This window comes from Sorangium sp. So ce363, from assembly GCF_051520435.1.
GTDB lineage: Bacteria > Myxococcota_A > Polyangia > Polyangiales > Polyangiaceae > Sorangium > Sorangium cellulosum_B.
The window spans coordinates 8,088,735-8,107,125 of sequence record NZ_CP150333.1 but is presented as its reverse complement, the minus strand read 5'-3'; the positions used below and the strand labels follow the sequence as shown (position 1 = coordinate 8,107,125).

16 protein-coding genes are annotated in these 18,391 nt (G+C 72.7%); 10 read left to right on the top strand and 6 right to left on the bottom strand.

Going from position 1 to position 18,391, the window contains the following annotated elements; translation table 11 throughout:
• Positions 1 to 5: 5 nt before the first annotated feature.
• The gene (locus WMF12_RS30405; RefSeq protein ID WP_437851032.1) at positions 6 to 1,769 is read left to right on the top strand and encodes a hypothetical protein; all 1,764 of its coding nucleotides are present in this window, start codon (positions 6 to 8) and stop codon (positions 1,767 to 1,769) included.
• An 87-nt stretch (positions 1,770 to 1,856) separates the two neighbouring features.
• On the opposite strand, the gene WMF12_RS30400 is transcribed toward WMF12_RS30405, so the two are convergent.
• Positions 1,857 to 2,663: a helix-turn-helix domain-containing protein gene (locus WMF12_RS30400; RefSeq protein ID WP_437851030.1), complete on the bottom strand. Its 807-nt coding sequence runs from the start codon at positions 2,661 to 2,663 to the stop codon at positions 1,857 to 1,859.
• 502 nt (positions 2,664 to 3,165) lie between these two features.
• Positions 3,166 to 4,854 (bottom strand): acyl-CoA dehydrogenase family protein, encoded by a 1,689-nt coding sequence (locus tag WMF12_RS30395; RefSeq protein ID WP_437851028.1) that lies wholly within the window; start codon positions 4,852 to 4,854, stop codon positions 3,166 to 3,168.
• 297 nt (positions 4,855 to 5,151) lie between these two features.
• Here WMF12_RS30395 and WMF12_RS30390 point away from each other — a divergent pair, with 297 nt between their 5' ends.
• From WMF12_RS30390 to WMF12_RS30350, 9 genes are all read left to right on the top strand, one after another.
• Positions 5,152 to 5,631, top strand: coding sequence for an RrF2 family transcriptional regulator (locus WMF12_RS30390; RefSeq protein WP_437740156.1), 480 nt, complete (start codon positions 5,152 to 5,154; stop codon positions 5,629 to 5,631).
• A 9-nt stretch (positions 5,632 to 5,640) separates the two neighbouring features.
• Complete coding sequence (cysK, locus tag WMF12_RS30385) at positions 5,641 to 6,702, top strand: cysteine synthase A (RefSeq protein WP_437740155.1); 1,062 nt, start codon at positions 5,641 to 5,643, stop codon at positions 6,700 to 6,702.
• A complete protein-coding gene (locus tag WMF12_RS30380; protein WP_437851026.1) occupies positions 6,699 to 7,664 on the top strand; it encodes a HesA/MoeB/ThiF family protein in 966 nt (321 codons plus the stop codon). The genes cysK and WMF12_RS30380 overlap by 4 nt, the downstream gene beginning before the upstream one ends.
• A complete protein-coding gene (locus tag WMF12_RS30375) occupies positions 7,657 to 7,935 on the top strand; it encodes a MoaD/ThiS family protein (RefSeq protein ID WP_012238383.1) in 279 nt (92 codons plus the stop codon). Before WMF12_RS30380 ends, WMF12_RS30375 begins: the two co-directional genes overlap by 8 nt.
• A gap of 1 nt (position 7,936) precedes the next feature.
• Positions 7,937 to 8,287 (top strand): hypothetical protein, encoded by a 351-nt coding sequence (locus WMF12_RS30370; protein ID WP_437851025.1) that lies wholly within the window; start codon positions 7,937 to 7,939, stop codon positions 8,285 to 8,287.
• A complete protein-coding gene (locus WMF12_RS30365) occupies positions 8,284 to 9,234 on the top strand; it encodes a PLP-dependent cysteine synthase family protein (protein ID WP_437851023.1) in 951 nt (316 codons plus the stop codon). Before WMF12_RS30370 ends, WMF12_RS30365 begins: the two co-directional genes overlap by 4 nt.
• The gene (locus WMF12_RS30360) at positions 9,234 to 9,800 is read left to right on the top strand and encodes a Mov34/MPN/PAD-1 family protein (RefSeq protein WP_437851021.1); all 567 of its coding nucleotides are present in this window, start codon (positions 9,234 to 9,236) and stop codon (positions 9,798 to 9,800) included. The genes WMF12_RS30365 and WMF12_RS30360 overlap by 1 nt, the downstream gene beginning before the upstream one ends.
• A gap of 129 nt (positions 9,801 to 9,929) precedes the next feature.
• Positions 9,930 to 11,675, top strand: coding sequence for a sulfate adenylyltransferase (gene sat, locus WMF12_RS30355; protein WP_437851019.1), 1,746 nt, complete (start codon positions 9,930 to 9,932; stop codon positions 11,673 to 11,675).
• Between the two features lie 70 nt (positions 11,676 to 11,745).
• Positions 11,746 to 13,098, top strand: a complete 1,353-nt coding sequence (locus tag WMF12_RS30350; protein WP_437851017.1) for a hypothetical protein — start codon at positions 11,746 to 11,748, stop codon at positions 13,096 to 13,098.
• A gap of 6 nt (positions 13,099 to 13,104) precedes the next feature.
• Here the strand turns inward: WMF12_RS30350 and WMF12_RS30345 are convergent, their stop codons facing one another.
• The 4 genes from WMF12_RS30345 to WMF12_RS30330 all read right to left on the bottom strand — a co-directional run bounded on the left by WMF12_RS30345 (position 13,105) and on the right by WMF12_RS30330 (position 18,363).
• Positions 13,105 to 15,078, bottom strand: coding sequence for a serine/threonine protein kinase (locus tag WMF12_RS30345; RefSeq protein WP_437851015.1), 1,974 nt, complete (start codon positions 15,076 to 15,078; stop codon positions 13,105 to 13,107).
• A 403-nt stretch (positions 15,079 to 15,481) separates the two neighbouring features.
• Positions 15,482 to 15,805, bottom strand: a complete 324-nt coding sequence (gene trxA / locus WMF12_RS30340; protein ID WP_437522675.1) for a thioredoxin — start codon at positions 15,803 to 15,805, stop codon at positions 15,482 to 15,484.
• Positions 15,806 to 16,025: 220 nt separating this feature from the next.
• Positions 16,026 to 16,472 (bottom strand): Rrf2 family transcriptional regulator, encoded by a 447-nt coding sequence (locus tag WMF12_RS30335; RefSeq protein ID WP_437740148.1) that lies wholly within the window; start codon positions 16,470 to 16,472, stop codon positions 16,026 to 16,028.
• Positions 16,473 to 16,566: 94 nt separating this feature from the next.
• The gene (locus WMF12_RS30330; protein WP_437851013.1) at positions 16,567 to 18,363 is read right to left on the bottom strand and encodes a hypothetical protein; all 1,797 of its coding nucleotides are present in this window, start codon (positions 18,361 to 18,363) and stop codon (positions 16,567 to 16,569) included.
• Between the last annotated feature and the right edge of the window lie 28 nt (positions 18,364 to 18,391).

Genomic DNA, 18,391 nt, shown 5'->3' with positions numbered 1-18,391 from the left:
CCGCCATGCACCGAAGCGCGCTCCTCGCCCCTGCTGCCTCCGCGGCCTTGCTGTTCACGCTCGCGCCGCCGGCGCTAGGCCAGCCGCAGCCGCCGCCAGCGCCTGACGCGCCAGCCTCGGACCAGGCCGCGCCGGCCCCGGCGGCCGCCGCGCCGCCTCCGATCTCGCAGCCCGCCCCCGCCCCCGTTGTCCCGACCCTCCCGCGGATCGAACCCTACCTCCCGCCAGCGGCCACCGAGCCTCTCGTCCGCGTGGGGGACGCGATGGACACGCGCCTCACGTGGACGCTCGGCGACGACGACCTGCTCCACGACACGGGTCAGGCGCAGCCGCTCTCGCCCAACCTCAGCGTCGGCGATCGAAAGCAATACCGGCTCTTCTTCGACAACCTCAACTCCCGCTTCAGCGGGCGCGAGAACCTGACGCACCTCGCGCTCTACAAGAGGATGCCGGGGTTCATCGAGCGGCTGGACACCGAGGCTTCGCTCGTCCTGCGCATCGATCTCGCCGCGCTGTCCAGGAACAACAACAACGTCAATCAGGCGTTTTACGACGCCGGATCGTTCATTCGCGCCTTCTATCACATAGGCGGCAGGGCAGAGGGGAAGACCGGCGTCGGTGTCACGCTCTGGCCCATCGACACGGACCGGTTTCGTCTCGGCTATCTCTACGAGATCTCGTGGGGCGGGACGAACGCCTCCGCCAACCAGTCCATCTTCCCGCGCATCATCGGACCCGCGCCTGGTGCGAAGGTCCAGCTCGATGCCGACCGGTTCAGCGTGTACGCGGGGTTCAAGATCGCGAGCCTCACCCAGGTCCAGAAGGTGCTCACCCCCGGCACGAGCGAGACCGAGGAGATCCGAATCGCTCAGACCAACTACGGCTTTCTCCTTGGCGGGGAAGCCGATCTCCACCCCCACGTTCACGTCGACCTCGGCGCCGGCTACTTCCAGCAGGGCCGCTTCGACTTGCCCGACGTCGCCGGCGACCCGGTCTACACCTACGGCGCCTCGGCCCGGATCGTCGCGCACGCCAGGAACGAGCCCATCCCGCAGTCGGTCGACTTCCTCCTCTATCGCAACGATCCCAGCAAGCCGCAGATCCTCTTCAAGCCCGAGACGTACGCGCCGGGCAAGACGACATGGGCGGTGATCCTCGAGGCGACGAACCTCTTCCAGAACCTCAAGGACTTCGAATCTGCGGGCGCCACCACCCACCAGCCGGCACGCGCCGGCGCCCTCCAGGCGGTCGTCAAGTCCGGGTATGCGCGCGCGAGCGTCACGGGCGTCTACCGCGACCTGCCGTTCGTGCTGCGCAACCAGCCGAGCTTCATCCCCTTCCAGACGATCCCGAAGACCGCCCAGACCTCGACGGCCGACGAGCTGTTCTTCGCGCTCGCGGCCGATTACCACCTCGCGTCCGCGCGGCTCACGCCCGGCCTCGGCGTGGGCCTGCAGTTCCCCGCCGCGTTCAGGACGATGTCCATCGACGCCATGAGCGCGGTGATCGCGCGCACGTCCGTCGTCCGAGAGCAGGGCAATGTGTCGATCCTCCCCTTCAACGCCTCCGCCGTCCCGATCTTCCAGCTCCGCGCGAGCCTCAAGTGGGATATCAGCAAGATCCTCTCCGCGGTGGCGTGGGCTCAATATGTGCGTGACAACAACGGCACCTTCATGGAGCGAGATCCCTCCGAGGGCACCGTGGCCCTCCGCACCTTCGTGAACCCCGACTTCTTCGGCCTCGGCACGAGCTTCCAGGCCCGCTTCTGATCCGGCGACCGCGCCGCGCGCTCACCGCGCGCCCGCGTCGCGCGCTCGTCGCGCTCCGCTTCCCGCGCTCGCCGCGCCTGCCCGCGCTCATCGCGGCTGGAAGTCCTTGAACGCCGCCACAGCCCGCGGCGACGTGCTCACGGTCTCCACGATGCGGAAGCCGCCGCGCAGGTAGAAGCCCTCGAAGTGCAGCACGCTCTCGCCCTCGGCGGGCTCGATCTCCCAGTAGCGCGAGCGGTCCTTCGACGTGCCGAGCACCGCGATCCGCCGCCACCCCGCCGGGATCATCCCCGTCCACTCGGGGCCGCGCTTCTCCGACAGCTCGAAGTCGTCGCGGCTGTGCTTCACGCGGAAGCTCGCGTCTGGCCCCGAGCCGATGCGCGCGTCGAGCGTGGCCCCGGGCGGCCCCTTCGCCATCTGGTCCTGGCGCCGCGGCCCCCGCTTGCTCACGCGGTAGCCCGCTACCGACTGCGGATCGAGGTAGTAGGTGCCCCCTTCCTTGCTCGCGCGCAGCCGCCCCGCGTAGATCGCCTGGCGCACCGCGCTCTCCGAGATGCCGAGCTGGTGCGCGGCGTCCGGCACCGTCATCGTGAACCGCGTCCGCGGCGTGACGACCGCCGAATCGGGCGGCAGCCGCTTCCGCGCCACGCAGTCGAGCATCACGTGGAAGGCCGGGTCGCGGTACACGTCGGCGGTCGCGACGCTCCGGCCCGCGACGGCGGTCCTGTCCAGCAACGGGTTCTCCGGGCCGAGCACGAGATCGAGCAGCTCTACCTCGGACACCGACGGATCCCTGGCCGCCGCCAGGACCCGGGACAGAAAGGCGCCCAGCTCGCCCGCCGGCGTCGGGAACTCGACCGTCTCGCCGGACAGCAGCGTGTATTGCGTCTTCATCTCGCCTCTTCGCAGCTCGCAGCTCGTCGTGTGCGCTCGCCCACACCGCGCGCCGCGCGCGTGCCCGGGCCCACGCGAGCCCGATCCGTCCAGGAGGCGGACGAAGTCCCACGCACGCGCCGGAGGCGCGCGCAGGCGGATCTCACCCCACCGGGGACGCCGCGCCGGCGGAGCCCGCCTCGATGGACGGGCCCGCCCGCACGTCGCCCACGTCGGGCACGCGTTCAGCGCCGCAGCTACGCATTACTGTAAGCCCGTTCAGGTTGTCCCGTCTAGTGCCTTCGCACGACGCTAGGACAAATGCCGTCCGCTTCCAGGACGGCCGTGCGTTCGCAAACGTCCGAAATCAAACGTTAATTCTGTATGATCAGAACGTGGCGCGACCACGGAAAAATCGTCGAAGGTCGCGGACGAGGCGCGGATCGCGGCGCCACGCCCGCCTCGCGCTGTCGCCGCGCCCGGGTTGCTGGGATTTGTTCAGTGGGTAGACCCCACCTTTTGTTCAGGTATCGGGCCGCTGTCGCGTCTCGGCGAGGGCCTCGATCGTGTCGCGATCGTGGTCCCGGATGCAGTCGACGCCGTTGCGCTCGAACTGGATGGCGGCGGCCAGCGCGGTCCGGCTTCGCTCGCGGTCCATGGCCCACGCGGCGTGTCGCACGAGCAGGGCGAGCTGCAGCGCCCGGCCCAGGGTGATCGCGACCCGGCGGGCGCCTGCCTCGAGGCCGGGGCGGTCGGCGGCGGCCATCTCCTTGATCCACGCGCGGGCGTGGGACACCGCGCGCGACGCGGACGTCTCGGCCTCGGCGAGCTTGGGCTCGACGACGCCGGTCAGGAGGCGCGCCACCTCGGCCGCGAGGATGTCGAGCGAGCCGTCCTTCAGGATCACCCGCAGCGCATCGAGGGCGAGCACGTTCGTCGTGCCCTCCCAGATCGTGAGGACCTGCGCGTCCCGGAGCAGGCGCGGCAGCCCCGTGTCCTCGACGTAGCCGGCCCCGCCGAACGCCTCGAGCACCTCGCTCAGCACCGACACCGCCTGCTTGGCGGTCGTGAGCTTCGCGAGCGGGATGATCAGCCGCAGCAGCTTCGCCTCCGAATCGGTGAGCGAGCCCGTCTCCTCGCGCCCGAGCAGCTCGATCGCGCGGAAGGTCAGGTGGAAGGCGCCCTCGAACTCGGCCTGGAGCTCGGCGAGCGTGTCCATGTGCAGCGGCTTCTCCGCCAGCGTCGTGCCGAACTGGACTCGGCTCTGGGCGTACGAGCGCGCGAGCGCGAGCCCCCGGCGCATCCCGGCGATGGCGCCGATCGCGTTCCAGGTGCGCGTCACGTTGAGCATCGGCGCGATCGCCCGGACGCCGTTCGACAGGCCCGCCACCGGCGTGGCGAGGACGCCGTCGAGCGTGAGCTCGGCGGTCGGCACCTTGCGGGTGCCGAGCTTGTCCTTCAGCCGGTTGATCAGCACGCCCTCGCGGCGCCCCGCCTCGCCGGCGAGCTCCACGTAGAAGAGCGCCAGCCCGCGGCTGCCCTCCGGGTTGCCCTCGGGGCGCGCGAGCGTGAGCGCCATCTCCGACGTGGTCGACGAGGCGAACCACTTCGTCCCGTGGAGCCGGTAGGCCCCGTCGGGGCCGAGGCGCGCCGCCGTCTCGCTCCGCCCCACGTCCGAGCCGCCGGTGCGCTCGGTCATCCACTGGCCCGAGGTCCACGCGGCGGCGGGGTCGCGGCTTGTGAGCCGGGGCACCGCGCGGTCGATGAGCGCGCGGTTGTCGCTCGCGAGGAGCGTCCGCGCGGCGCCGTCGGTCATCGCGAGCGGGCACGTGTACACGTCGCTCGACGCGTCGAAGAGGTACGCCAGCGCGAACTGATGGACGCGCGAGAACGCGCCGTGCGCCCGCTCGTAGGCCGTCGCGACGACCCCCCGCTCGCACGCAATGCGGGCCGCCTCCTTCCAGAGCTGGGTCACCTCGACGTGGTCGATGCGCCTTCCCCAGGCGTCCCATGACGTGAGCTTCGGCTCGTTCGCGCGATCGGCGAGCTGCAGCTCGTACAGGCGGCCGCCGGCGAGCTCGCCCATCTCCCGCAGCGAAGGCGTTATCGACGCGGCCACCTCGCGCGGCAGGGCCCGCGCGAGATAGGACCGCAGCACGCGGTCGTCGTCGTACTGGTTCCCGAGTGTGGGGGGGTCTTGATAGAAAGCCACCGGCCGACTCCTAGGTTGGTGCGCCGCAACCCGAACCGTGCGACGCCCGCGCGCCGATCACGTTCCGCGCGCCCCTCCGTGCACGCGCGGCGACTCGCAGCCTCGATAGAGCTCGAAGCTACTGAACCCGTCCCACCCGGTTCAACAGGAAGCCGGAGGCTGCGTCGCGCCGACGCGGCGAACGGTGAACCTCTGCTGGTAATTTCCCCGCGACGCCCGGTTTTTGTGGGCTGTTCGGGTGCTGTGTCGCACGGAAAGAAGCGGAAGTCGCTGAATGTGCAGTTCTTGACTTCTCCGATGCACCAATGCATATGGCTGGCGGTGAAGCTCTCGAACAAGGGTCGCTACGGTGTGCGCGCATTGTTCGATATCGCATTCCACAACGACGGGCGGCCGACCCAGATCCGCGAGATCTCCGAGCGGGAGCTCATCCCCGCGCGTTTCCTGGAGCAGATCTTCCAGGACCTGAAGAAGGCCGGGCTCATCAGCTCGAAGCGGGGGCCGCGCGGCGGCTACCACCTCGCGCGGCCCGCGAGCGAGATCAGCCTGGGCGATGTGGTCCGCGCCCTGGAGGGGCCGGTCGCCGTGATCGCTCCGGATGACGACGGCAGGCCGGAGGGCTCGCCGCTCGACCCGCCCACGGCCGTGTTCCAGGATCTGGCGCTCGCCATCGAGCGCTGCTTCGACTCGGTGTCGATCGCCGACGTCTGCGAGCGCGGCGTCGAGCTCGGCGTGCACCGCAAGGGGCGGCCGGAGCGCTCGACCTACGTGATCTGAGCCGACACCATGAGCAGCCCCGAACGATCCGCACAGTCCACCGGCGCCCCCCGCACACCCGCGGAACCCGCGAAGGGCGCAGCGCAGCTCCCGCCGCTCCCGTCGCACCCGCGCGTCGTCGACAGCCTCCTCGATCTCGTGGGCGACACGCCGCTCTTCGAGATCCGCCGCGTCGACGCGGCGACGCCCCGGGGGCGCGTCTTCGGGAAGGCCGAGCAGCAGAACCCGGGCGGCTCGCTGAAGGACCGGATCTGCCTGGCGATGATCGAGGGCGCCGAGGCGCGCGGGCTGCTCGGCGCGGGCGGCGTCGTCATCGAGCCCACGTCGGGGAACACCGGGATCGGGCTCGCGATCGTGTGCGCGGCGAAGGGCTACCGCTGCATCCTGACGATGCCGGCGAGCATGAGCCTGGAGCGGCGCCAGCTGCTCGAGGCCTACGGCGCGGAGGTCGTCCTGACCGAGCCCGAGCTGCAGATGGAGGGGGCCATCGCGCGGGCGCGCGAGCTCGCGGCGGACATCCCGGGGGCGCTCATCCTCAGCCAGTTCGACAACCCCGACAACCCGCGCGTCCACGCGGAGACGACCGCGCGGGAGATCCTGCACGCGATGGCCGGCCTCGACGCGCCGGGGCGGCCCGGTCCCCGGCAGTCGCTGACGATCGACGCGTTCGTCGCCGGCGTGGGGACGGGCGGGTCGGTGAGCGGCGTCGGGCGGGTGCTCAAGCGGATGCGCGCGGCGACGCGCGTCATCGCGGTCGAGCCCGAGTCGTGCGCGACGATCTCGCGCGGCGAGCGCGGGCCCACCAAGATCCAGGGGCTCGCCGCCGGGTTCGTCCCCGCGAACTACGATCCGGGCGTGGTGGACGAGGTGCGGACGGTCAGCGATCGCGCCGCGTACGACACGAAGGTGGCGCTGGCCCGGCAGGAGGGGCTGCTCGTCGGCATCAGCGCTGGCGCGGCGGTGCGCGTCGCGCTCGACGTCGCCCGCGAGCTCGGCCCCGACGCCAACGTGGTGACCGTCCTCTGCGACACCGGCGAGCGCTACTTCAGCCTGGACGAGTATTTCCGATGAGCGGCGGCGAGGCGATCCGGGGGTGCGTCCTCGTCGTCGGGGCGGGGGGGATCGCCGCGCCCGCCGCGCTCGCGCTCGCCGCTGGCGGGGTGCGGGAGCTCCGGGTCGCGGACGACGACGAGGTCGAGCTGACGAACCTGCATCGTCAGATCCTGTTCGACGACGACGACGTCGGGCGGCCGAAGCTCGATGCGTTCGCGGAGGCGCTGCGCCGCCGCTTCCCCGGGCTCCGCGTCGATCGCCGTTACGGCCGCTTCACGCCGAGCGCGGCGGCGGGGCTGATGCCGGGCGTCTCCGTGGTGGTCGACGCGACCGACAACTTCGCGTCGCGGTTCCTGATCGCCGACGTGTGCCGCCTCACGAGGACGCCGGTGGTCCATGCCGCCGCGATCCGCTGGCGCGCGACGGTGATGGCGGTCGCGGGGGAGGGGGCGCCCTGCTACCGCTGCCTGTTCGAGGACCTGCCGACCGGGGACGCGCCGGATTGCGCCACGGCCGGGGTGGCTGGCCCGGTGTGCGGCGTGGCCGGCGCGATCGCGGCGGATCGCGCGCTGGCGATCCTCGCGGGCGACGCGTCGATCTTCGGCCGGATCGCGACGTACGACGGCCGCACGGACACGCTGCGCAGCGTCCCTGTCTCCGCGCGGCCCACCTGCGACCTGTGCGGAGCGCGCGCCGCGATCGCGACGATCGACGCGTCCCGCTACGTCGTCGCGTGCGCGGCCGAGAGCGGATCCCCGACCCACGTTGAAGGGGACCGCGAGAGCGGATCCCCGACCCACGTTGAAGGGGACCGCGAGAGCGGATCCCCGACCCACGTTGAAGGGGACCGCGAGAGCGGATCCCCGACCCACGTTGAAGGGGACCGCGAGAGCGGATCCCCGACCCACGTTGAAATTGAAAACGACCGCGAGAGCGGATCCTCGACCCACCTCAAGACTGGAGAGCAAGACCATGGCTGACACCGCGACCGTCCGCATCCCGACCCCGCTCCGCACGCTCACCGGCGGGCAGGACGAGGTCAAAGCCGCCGGCGGCACCGTCGGCGAGCTGATCGAGAACCTCGAGAAGAGCTACCCCGGCATCCGCGACCGACTCCTCGACGAGAAGGGCGTGCGGCGCTTCGTGAACATCTTCGTGGGCGACGAGGACATCCGCTTCCTCGACGGGCTGAAGACGCCCGTGAAGGGCGGTGACCAGGTGGCGATCGTGCCCGCGATCGCCGGGGGCTGAGGTGGACGACCCGCGCTATCTCCGCCAGGTGTTGCTCGCGGAGATCGGTCCAGAGGGACAGGCGAGGCTCGGGGCGGCGACGGCGCGCGTGCTCGGCGGCGGCAGCGACGCGCCGCCGCTCGCGCACGAGGTGGCGGAGCGCTACGCGCGCGGCGCCGGCTTCGGCGCGCTCGCGGACGGCGCGATCGACCTCGCCGCGCTCGCGCCCGCGGACCTCGTCACCTCGCCCGCCGCGCGCGCCGTGCTCGCCGGCGCGCGCGCGGCGCTCGCCGAGATGCGCGCCGCGCTGGCTCTGAGCAGCGCCGCGGGGAGCGCGGGGCAGGGGAGCGCGGGGGAGGTCGACCCGTCATGAGGCACTCGCTCGCCCGCTCCCGCCGCCTGGGATCGGTCGTCGACGCGGTGGGCGACACGCCGCTCTTGCGCCTCTCGCGCGTCGGCCGCGACACGCCGTCGGTCGAGGTCTACGCCAAGCTCGAGTTCGCGAACCCCGGCGGCTCGGTGAAGGATCGCGCCGCGCTGCGGATGATGACCCGCGCCGCCGCGGACGGCCGCCTCACCAGCCAGAAGACGCTCATCGACTCGACGAGCGGCAACACCGGGGTCGCCTACTCGCTCTTCGGCGCGGCGATGGGCTTCAAGGTGGCGCTCGTCATGCCGTCGAACGTGTCGAAGGCGCGCAAGGACATCGCGCGCGCGTTCGGCACGGAGCTCATCTTCAGCGACCCGATGGAGGGCTCCGACGGCGCGATCCGCCTCGTGCGCTCGCTGGTCGAGAAGGATCCGGAGCGGTACTTCTACCCGGATCAGTACTCGAACGAGGACAACCCGCTCGCCCACTACCACGGCACGGCGCGCGAGATCCTGGAGGCGGTCGGCGACAGGATCACGCACTTCGTGGCCGGCATCGGCACGAGCGGCACCATCGTCGGGACGAGCCGGCGGCTGCGCGAGCACCACCGCCCGATCCGCTGCATCGCCGTCGAGCCCACGGAGGCGCTCCACGGGCTGGAGGGGCTCAAGCACCTGCCGAGCTCGCTCGTGCCCGCCATCCACGACGAGGGCGCGTACCACGAGACGATGCGCATCGCGACGGAGGACGGCTGGGACATGTCCGATCGCCTCGCGCGCGAGGAGGCGCTGCACGTGGGGCACTCGGGCGGCGCGGCCGTCTTCGCGGCCTTCGAGGTGGCGAAGCGCCTGCACCGCGAACAGCAAGGAGGGTGCGTCGTGGCGATTGTCCCGGACCGGGGCGACCGCTATTTTGCGCCCATGAAATGGGAGAAGCGTTACTTATGGTGATGTCTCCACAGCCGTGGACCGCCGGTGGGGTCGTCCTCAAGGCGAGCGTGCTCAAGGCGGTCGAGGACGAGGCGCTCGCGGGCTACGCGCGCGACGAGGAGGCCTGCGGGTACCTGAAGGGGCCCGCGGCCGAGCCGCTGCTCTGCGACGAGCACGTCCGGATGGACAACATCGCGAACAAGCTTCACGCCATCGATCCGGAGCGGTACTTCCGGACGGCGCGGACGTTCTTCGATTTCAACGGCAAGCGCTTCTCCGACGCTGTCGAGAAGGGCGCCTCGGCGGGGCGCCCGGTGAAGGTGCTCTATCACTCGCACCTCGACGCCGGCGCTTACTTCAGCCCGACGGACGCCGCCATGATGAGCGGCGGCGAGCCGCCGGCCGAGGAAGGGGGCCAGATCGTGCTGGGGCCCGGGCCGGCGTTCCCGCTCGCGTTCCTCGTCACCAGCGTGCGCGGCGGCTCCGGCGAAGGGCGCCCGGAGGAGGCGCCCCGCATCGCCGAGCACCGCCTCTTCGTGTGGGACGGCGCCGCGTTCGTCGCGTCGACGTTCTCCGTCGTCGATTGAGCTCATCGCGCCGGGGCGCGCGTCGACGCGCTCTCGCGCAGCCCTCATCCGCTCGTTGAGGGATCTGAATCCGAGGCCCGGAGAGGCCGAGTCCGTAGTCGTCACTTCATCATCGAAGGAGTTGCCTAAATGTCAGGTTTTGTTGTCTGGTTCACCGGTTTGAGCGGCGCCGGCAAGAGCACGCTCGCGGCGATGCTCTCGGCCGAGCTCCGCGCCCGCTCCGTCCATGTGGAGGTGCTCGACGGCGACGAGGTGCGCACCAACCTCTCGAAGGGCCTCGGGTTCTCGAAGGAGGACCGCGATACGAACATCCGGCGGATCGGATACGTGGCGAAGCTCATCGCCCGGTCGGGCGCGTGCGCGATGACGGCCGCCATCAGCCCTTACAAGGCGATCCGTGACGAGCAGCGGGCCCAGATCCCCCACTTCGTCGAGGTGTTCTGCTCCTGCGAGATCCCCGTGCTCGCCGAGCGCGACGCGAAGGGGCTCTACAAGAAGGCGCTCGCGGGCGAGATCAAGAACTTCACGGGCATCGACGATCCGTACGAGGCGCCCGAGAGCCCCGAGGTGGTCGTCGACACCGGCAAGGAGACGAAGGAGGAGAGCCTCGCCAAGATCCTCGCCAAGCTCGAGGAGCTCGGCTACGTCCCGCGCCGCGGCGCCGCGGTCGCCGTGTCCGGCGCGGCCGCCGCGGGGGCGGCCGCGGGCGGCGCGCGCGGGCTGATCGCGCCGCACGGCGGCGAGCTCGTGAACCGGTGGGTCGAGGGCGCGGCGAAGGCGTCGCTCGCGGAGCGGGCGAAGGGGCTGCCGGTCATCGAGCTCGACGAGCGGACCGAGAGCGACGTCGAGATGATCGCGATCGGGGCGTTCTCGCCGCTGCGCGGCTTCATGAACTCGAAGGACTACCTGCGCGTCGTGCGCGAGATGCGGCTCGAGAGCGGCCTTCCGTGGTCGATGCCGATCACGCTCGCCGTCTCCGAGCAGGCGGCCGAGGGGCTCCGCGTGGGCTCCGAGGCGGCGCTCCGCGCGCGCGACGGCCGCATCGTCGCGGTCATCGAGCTGAGCGACAAGTGGCGGCCGAACAAGGAGATCGAGGCGCAGGAGGTGTTCCGGACGACCGAGACGAAGCACCCGGGCGTCGCGTACCTGATGAGCACGGGCCCCGTGTACGTCGGCGGCGAGATCCGCGTGCTGGAGCGGCCCGTCGACTCGGCGTTCCCGGCGTACGACCGGAGCCCGGCGACGACGCGGGCGTACTTCGCCGAGAAGGGCTGGCGCCGCATCGTCGGGTTCCAGACGCGGAACCCGATCCACAGGGCGCACGAGTTCATCACCAAGACGGCGCTGGAGATCTGCGACGGCCTGATGATCCACCCGCTCGTCGGCGCGACCAAGTCGGACGACATCCCGGCGGACGTGCGGATGCGTTGCTACGAGGAGCTCATCGCGAAGTACTATGTGAAGGACCGCGTGCTCCTCTCGATCTACCCGGCGGCGATGCGCTACGCGGGGCCGCGCGAGGCGATCTTCCACGCGCTGGCGCGCAAGAACTACGGCTGCTCCCACTTCATCGTGGGGCGCGATCACGCCGGCGTCGGCAGCTACTACGGCACGTACGACGCGCAGGAGATCTTCAATGCCTTCAGCCCCGGAGAGCTCGGCATCACCACGCTCAACTTCGAGAACGCGTTCTACTCGACGGTGGTCGGCGCGATGGCCACGGCGAAGACGGCGCCTGGCGATGCGTCGACGCAGGTCAACCTGTCCGGGACGAAGGTGCGCGAGCTGCTCCAGCGCGGCGAGCTGCCGCCGCCGGAGTTCTCCCGTCCGGAGGTCGCGCGCATCCTCATCGAGTCGATGCGCAGCTCGTCGTAGCCCCGGTCGCCTGAGGGCCGCGGCGGGCGGCGCCGCCGAGCGGGGCCGCGCGGCATCAGACGGGGCGCGCGTGGCGCGCGTGGCGCGCGCCGCGCGCGCCGCGGCCCTCTCCCTCCTCGCCGCGCTCGCCGGCGTCTCCGCGGGGACGACGGCGCGCGCGGATCTCAGCGACGACGCCGCGCGCGTCGCGCGGATGTGGTCGCTCTCGGGCGCGCGCGTCGCGCGCCTCCCCCCCATCTTCCTCGAGCACGGCCGCGCCCGGGTCGTGGCGATCGATCCGCCCGCCGGCCCGGCCCGCGTGGCTGGCGCTGCCGGCGCGGCGGCGGACGAGTGCCTCACCGCCGCGTTCCTCGCGCCGCGCACGGCGGAGTTCACGCTCTCTCCCGAGGGGCCATCGGGCGGCGTCCCCGCCCTCGAGGGCCTCATCCAACAGCTGCGCGGCGCGGAGCCCGAGGACGACCGCCGCGTCCTGAGCGTCGCCGGGGTCGCGGCCGTCACGCGGTGCGGGGCCGAGCGCGAGGGGCTGCGCCGCGTGGCGATCGAGGTGCTGTCGACGCGCAGCGCGTTCGATGTCGTCGTCGCCGCGTCGAGCGGGCCGCTGGAGCGCGTCGAGGCCATCCTGCCGGAGCGCGCGTCCGGGCCCGTCGCGCCCCGCGGCGACCCTGGGCGGCCCTCCGAGCCGGGGCCGCTCGACGCCCGGGTCGCGCGGGCCGCGCGGCGCGCGCTCGCGGAAGGGGCGCCGCGCGTCGCTCCGACCGACATGCGCGCCTCGTCGATCGGGACGGGGCAGTTCTCGGTCAAGCTCCCCGAGGGCTGCCACCGCCTCGACCTGATGGCCGAGGTGCCGAGCGCCACGTTGCGCCGCGCGACCGACCTCGACGCCGAGGCGCGCGAGGGGACCACGGGCAGGCTGCTCGATCGCGACAGGTCCGACGCGCCCGACGCGCGGCTCGATTTCTGTCTGGGCGAGCAGGGGGTCGTCGAGGTGCCTTTCCTCGGGGCCGCGGGGCCGGTGAAGGTCGTGCTGTCCGACGCGCAGTGGCCGATGTCCGCGTTCGTGCCGGGGCACTTCGGCGCGCGCGCCCGGGGCAACCTGGCCGCCGCGCTGCGCCGCCGCCACGCGCCCGCGCCGCGCGCGCAGGCGATCGCCGAGGCGATCGGCGCGCAGGGCGACACGCTCGTCCCGGTCCAGGTCGAGCCGGGCCGCTGCTACTTCGCGGCGGCGGCGCTGGCCCGGGGCGAGCTGCGCGCGCTCCGGATCTCCGTCGAGCTCGGCGACCGCGCCGGGCGCGACGACGCCGGCGAGAACGGCGAGAGCGCCGGCGTGGCGTTCTGCTCCGAGATCGAGGAGAGCGCCGCCCTCCGCGTGTCCGCGCGCGGCGGCTCGCCGGTCTGGGTCGTCGCGGTCTGGCCGATGGACTGACCCCGCTCACTCCGCGGCGTGGGGGCGCCTCGGGCGGCGGCGCGGGGCCTGCTCCGGGCCTGGGCTGGCCGCGGCGCCGGGCTGGGCCCGCTCCGGCAGCAGCTGGCGGAGCTGCCAGGCCTGCAGGAACGCGCGTCGCTCCGCGGCGCGCAGCGCGTGCTGGTGCTGGCCCATCATGAACGCCGGCACGACAAGCATGAACAGGGTCGTCAGCGTCAGCGCCGTCATCGTCGCGATCTTCGAGTGCTCGACGGCCTGGGGCAGGATGACCATCGCGCCGCCCGCGAACTCGTACGAGCGGGGCAGGACGCCCGAGTACTCGATCCACGCGGCGGCCAGCACCGCGATGCAGCTGGTCACGACGACGGCGACGCGGTAGGCCGTCCGGTACGTGAACGAGTTGCCGTACGTGAGGATGACGAGCAGCATCGGCATGAAGAGCAGCGGGCCGAAGCCGCGCCCGATGCACAGGAAGCTGAGCACGTTGAAGACGAAGCCGGCGTAGGCGTACCACTCCGCGGACGGGCGGTGGACGACGCGCGCGGCGAGGAACTTCATCAGCGCCGCCAGGGCGGTGAAGCCCAGGATGAAGGCGAAGACCTGCCACTCCCGGATGCCGAGCCACACCGCGGCGACCAGCGTCGCGATCGCCGTCGCGAGCAGCTCGGCGCGCATGCCCGCGCGCAGCTGCAGCCGGTGCCGCGCCGCCGCGGCCGCGTCCAGCTCGGCGAGCACCTCCCCCGGCATCTCGCGCGGCGGCTCGGTCAGGACGCGCCGGAGCGTCTCCAGTGCGCGCTCGTTGGACGGATCGAAGGCGAGCGCCTGGCCGACCTCGCTGAGCAGCGCCTTCCGCGCGCCCTCGGCTTCCTTGCCGCCGGCGAGCGCCTCCGTCACGCGCTCCTCGGCCAGCCCCGCGTGCCGCGCCGCGAGGTCGCGGCGGAGCTCCACGTCCTTGTCGCCGTCGAGGAACCGCTCGACCGCCTCGTAGAGCGCGCGGGCGGACGGGTAGCGCTCGGAGGGCTCGCGCCGCGTCGCCGTCACGCAGATCGCGTCGAGCTCAGGCGGCACCTCGCGCTCCGGCGCGCGCACCGACGCCCGCGCGTCGGCGCCGTGGATGAGCGAGTCGAGCATCTCGGTGCGGTCCTTCTTCGGGTGCAGCGGCTTGAGCGTGAGGAGCTCGAAGAGGATCGCGCCGAGCGAGTAGATGTCGCTGCGCACGTCGAGCGTGTCGACGCACCCCTGCGCCTGCTCCGGCGACATGTACCCGAGGGTCCCGAGCACGTCGCCCGGGATGGTCCGCGTGCTCATGGGATCTTCGCCCATGTCGATCGTCTGGAGCGGCGTGTCGATGAGCTTCGCGACGCCCCAGTCGAGCAGGTACACCTCGCCGAAGTCGCCGAGCATGATGTTGGCGGGCTTGAGGTCGCGGTGGAGCACGCCGCGCGAGTGCGCGAAGTCGACGGCGATGCAGACCGACGAGAAGGCGGTGAGCAGCCTGCGGCGCGAGAAGCTCTGGAGCGCCGTCGGGTCGCCCTCGCGGAGCTCGTTCAGGATCCTCGCCAGCGTGAGGCCCCGGAGGCGCTTCATCGTGAAGTACGCCGAGCCCTTGTTGTCCACGCCGAGGTCGTAGACGGGCACGATCGACGGGTGCTCGAGCTGGCCCTGCACCCGGGCCTCGCGGAGGAACCGGTGGCGCAGCGTCGTGTCGCCCTGGTGCTCGGCGCGGATGACCTTCATGGCCACGTCGCGGCCGATGCGGCGGTCCCTGCAGAAGTGGACCTCGCCCATCCCCCCGACGCCGAGGAGCGACCGCATCTCGTAGCGGGGGCCGTCGCTGGACAGATCCGTGAGCTCCGCGCGGGCGCGGCCGAGGCTCACGGGGGTGGGGCTCTGGCCGTGCGAATCTCCGCCCTTCCCGCGAGATTTTCGCATCTCGGGGAGCTGCTCGAGCGTCTCGAAGTCGTCGTCGAACAGGGCCATGGCGTCCGGGAAGCCAGGCTCGGTCGCGCCGTGCCAGAAATACCCACACCGGCAGGGCTCCGCGTGGCGACCCTCGACCGCCTCGACGGACGGCAGCGAGCGGCGTTGCGGAGTGCTGGGCTTCCTCGGACGAGAAAATCTCGTATCGGGTGGTCATGTCAACGGGATGCTGCGTCCGTAGAAGACGGCCGACGCGCAATGCGACGGCCGCGCGCCGCGCACATCCCGTGCGGTCGGGGTGAAGGCGGGAGCCGCTCGCGAAATGAAGGTCGATGTCGGGTGTCCAGCGGTCCTGGCGCGCGCTGTGGTGGCGTCTCCGTCGCGCAGGGGGCGCGATGTGGGGCACGTCACGGCGCGGACGATCGCCGGCGGAGGCTCGATGTGCTCGAGGTTCTCGGCGCGCTCAACGTCCGAGGAGCGCGAGCAGCGTCTTCTTGTTCGTGAGGCCGACGTGCCGCCCGACGGGCTCGCCCTTCTGGAAGGCGACCACCGTCGGCAGGCCGCGGATGCCGAAGCGCTGCGCGGCCTCGGGCGACGCGTCGACGTCGAGCTTGACCACCTTGACCTGGCCCGCCGTCTCGGCGGCGATCTCATCGACGATCGGCGCGAGCCGCTTGCAGGGGGCGCACCAGGATGCCGAGAAGTCCACGAGCACCGGCGTGTCCGTCTGCAGGACCTCCTGCGCGAAATTCAGGTCGTTGACTTCGATGACATTGCTGCTGCCCATGGCGCTGTCCTTTCGGTCTTCGCTGGAGTGAGCGGGCCCTGGCTGCGACGCGCCGGCCCGATGCCGGCCCGATCCTCGACAGCCACGCTCGCTCCAACTGTTATATGCACGGTTTCAGTTTCTGCCAGGGGAGCGGCTCGGCCGCCCGCAGGGATGGCGGCTCGCGTGTGTCCGGGGCAGGAGGCCGGCGGCGTCGCCGCGCGGCCAGGCGCCTCCGCGATCAGCCTGCCTTGATCGGCGCAGGCGCAGGGCGGCCGAGGTGCTGCGCCCGGAGCGCGATGTCCGCGACGGTCTTCTGCGCGAGGCCGCGCAGCAGCCCTGCGTTGGCCGCCTCGGCGACCTCATCGAACGCCCGCTGGATCCCCGACCCGATCGGGCACCTCGCGTTCGGCTCGCACGGGCTCGGCGCGATGGCGCCTTCCGGCTCGACGGCGGCGTACACCTCGCTCAGCCGGATCTTCTTGGCCGGCCTCGCCAGGCGATAGCCGCCCGAGCGGCCCTCCCGCGCCTCGATGAGCCCGGCCTGCGACAGCCGCGCGAGGATGCGCCGCAGGAAGGCCGGGTTCGTGTTGATGCTCGCCGACAGCGCGTCGCTCGCGCAGCTCTCGTCGGACTGGGCGAGCAGCGCGAGGGCGTGCGTGGCGATGGCGAAGCGACCCGAGGACATCGAACGGCCCCTCGGCCGTCATCTGAGGGCTCGGGGGGTTCCGCTGTCAAGGCGCGGCGGGCGGTCGAGCGTTCTCGCCTCGGCGCCTGCTCGCTCAGCGCGACCTGGGCGAGGTGCGGATCAGCACGAGGGCGTCTCCCTTGCCGTGCGCGAGGCGCAGCTCGATCGACGCGGGGACGGCCGCCGGGCCGGCGCAGCGGCTGTCGGACACGACGTGCCGCGCCCTGGCGAGCGCGCTCTCGCCCGTCGAGGTGTCGACGAGCCGCAGATCGACGCCCGCGCCGTCGGCGTCGAGCGCCACGATCACCTCGGCGCACGTGTTGGCCGGGATCGGGAGCGGGAGGATCTTGAGGCGCGCGGCGTCGAGCCCCACCGCCTGCGCGCCGGCCGCCCCCGCGGCGTCGGCGGGGCCGGCGGCGCTCATGCGCCCGAGCAGCCTCGCGGCGGCGAGCGGATGGGCGACGAGCGCCGGCGGGGCCTCGGGCTCCTTGCGGACCTCCACGGCGAACGGGCCAGGCTGCGCCATCGACTCGACGTCGACGCGGGCGGGGCCGCCGCGCCCGCAGGTGAAGAGCGTCGCCCGGGCGCCGCCCCGGGCGCGGCCGAGGAGGGCGTGGCCCTCGCTCCAGAGCTCCGCGAGCACGTCGGCGAGCGGCTTGCCGGCCAGCACGTCGATCCGCGCGCAGCCGGCCGGCAGCTCGATCGGCAGCGTCGTCCGGCTGCCGAGCCGCGCGGCCCCGGTCGACACGCGCGGCGCGCCGTAGCCCCGGCCGGCGAGCGCGCGGGCGTGGTCCGCCCGCGCCTCGGCGAGGTCGCGGCCCTCGGTCACGCGCTCGATCGGCGTGGCGCCGGAGATCTCCGCCTCGGCGCCCGGCTGCGAGCGGCCCACGACCACGGCCACGAGGCCCTGCGTGCCGCGCGAGCGGATCGCGATCGAGAGCTCGACGGAGACCGCCGAGCAGAGGAGCAGCGAGCGATCCTGGCCCCGCTCGCGCGCGCGCGCGACGACCCTGCCGGTCTCGTCCTCCGCGACCACCTCGAGCGAGGCGACCTCGTCGCTCGGGGAGACGAGCACGTCGAGGCAGCGGCCGCCGTCGAGGGTGGCGCCGATCCGGCTCGCGGTCCTCGATCCGACGGGCAGCGCGACGCGCCGGACGTCGTCCCAGCGCGCGCCGACCGCGGCGCGGCGCGCCCTGATCTTCGCCTCCAGGCCGGGCCACGACTCGAGGCGCCCGCTCTCGTCGCCGGACCTGCCGCGCGCGCCGACGGCGCGGGCGACCGCGTCGGCCGCCTTGACCGGGACGCTCTGCACGCCGACGCTCACCGCCCCGGCGCCCGACATCACGCGCGCCATGACATAGAGCCTCCGCGGGTGCGGCGGGCAGACGAGGATGGACGCGCGCGCGTCGGCGGCCTCGTCCGTCGAGAAGGCGCTGCCGTCGTCCTCGAAGGCGAACAGGTCGACGTCGCTGATCGTCGGCGAGACCCGCGCCATCGCGAGCATGCACTCGCCGGCGGGCACCTCGACGAAGGCGCCGAGCCGATCGCCGTCGGACGCCATGTCCGCGCCGATCACCCGGAGCGCGCTCGCGCCCGCCTGCGCTGCGCGCTGCGCGTCCCCGCCGAGGAGGGTGCTGCCGTCGATGCGATCCGGCAGCGCGCGCAGCGTCTCCGGCGCTCGCGTGCCCGGCGAGGCGATCGTCCCGGCGCCGCAAGCGGGCAGGACGGCGAGCGAGGCCGCGAGCGCCCAGGCGGGGCGGGCGGGCGATGGAGCCGCAGCGCGGGCGGGCTCGGGCGGGCGGTGCGCAGGCAGGATCGGGAGCGCAGGCCGCAGCGCGGGCGTCGGCGGGGGCGCGGGCGAAGGAAGGGACGCGGGATGTCGGGGGCGCAAGGGCGTGGGCTCGTCGGGGCGGGCGCTC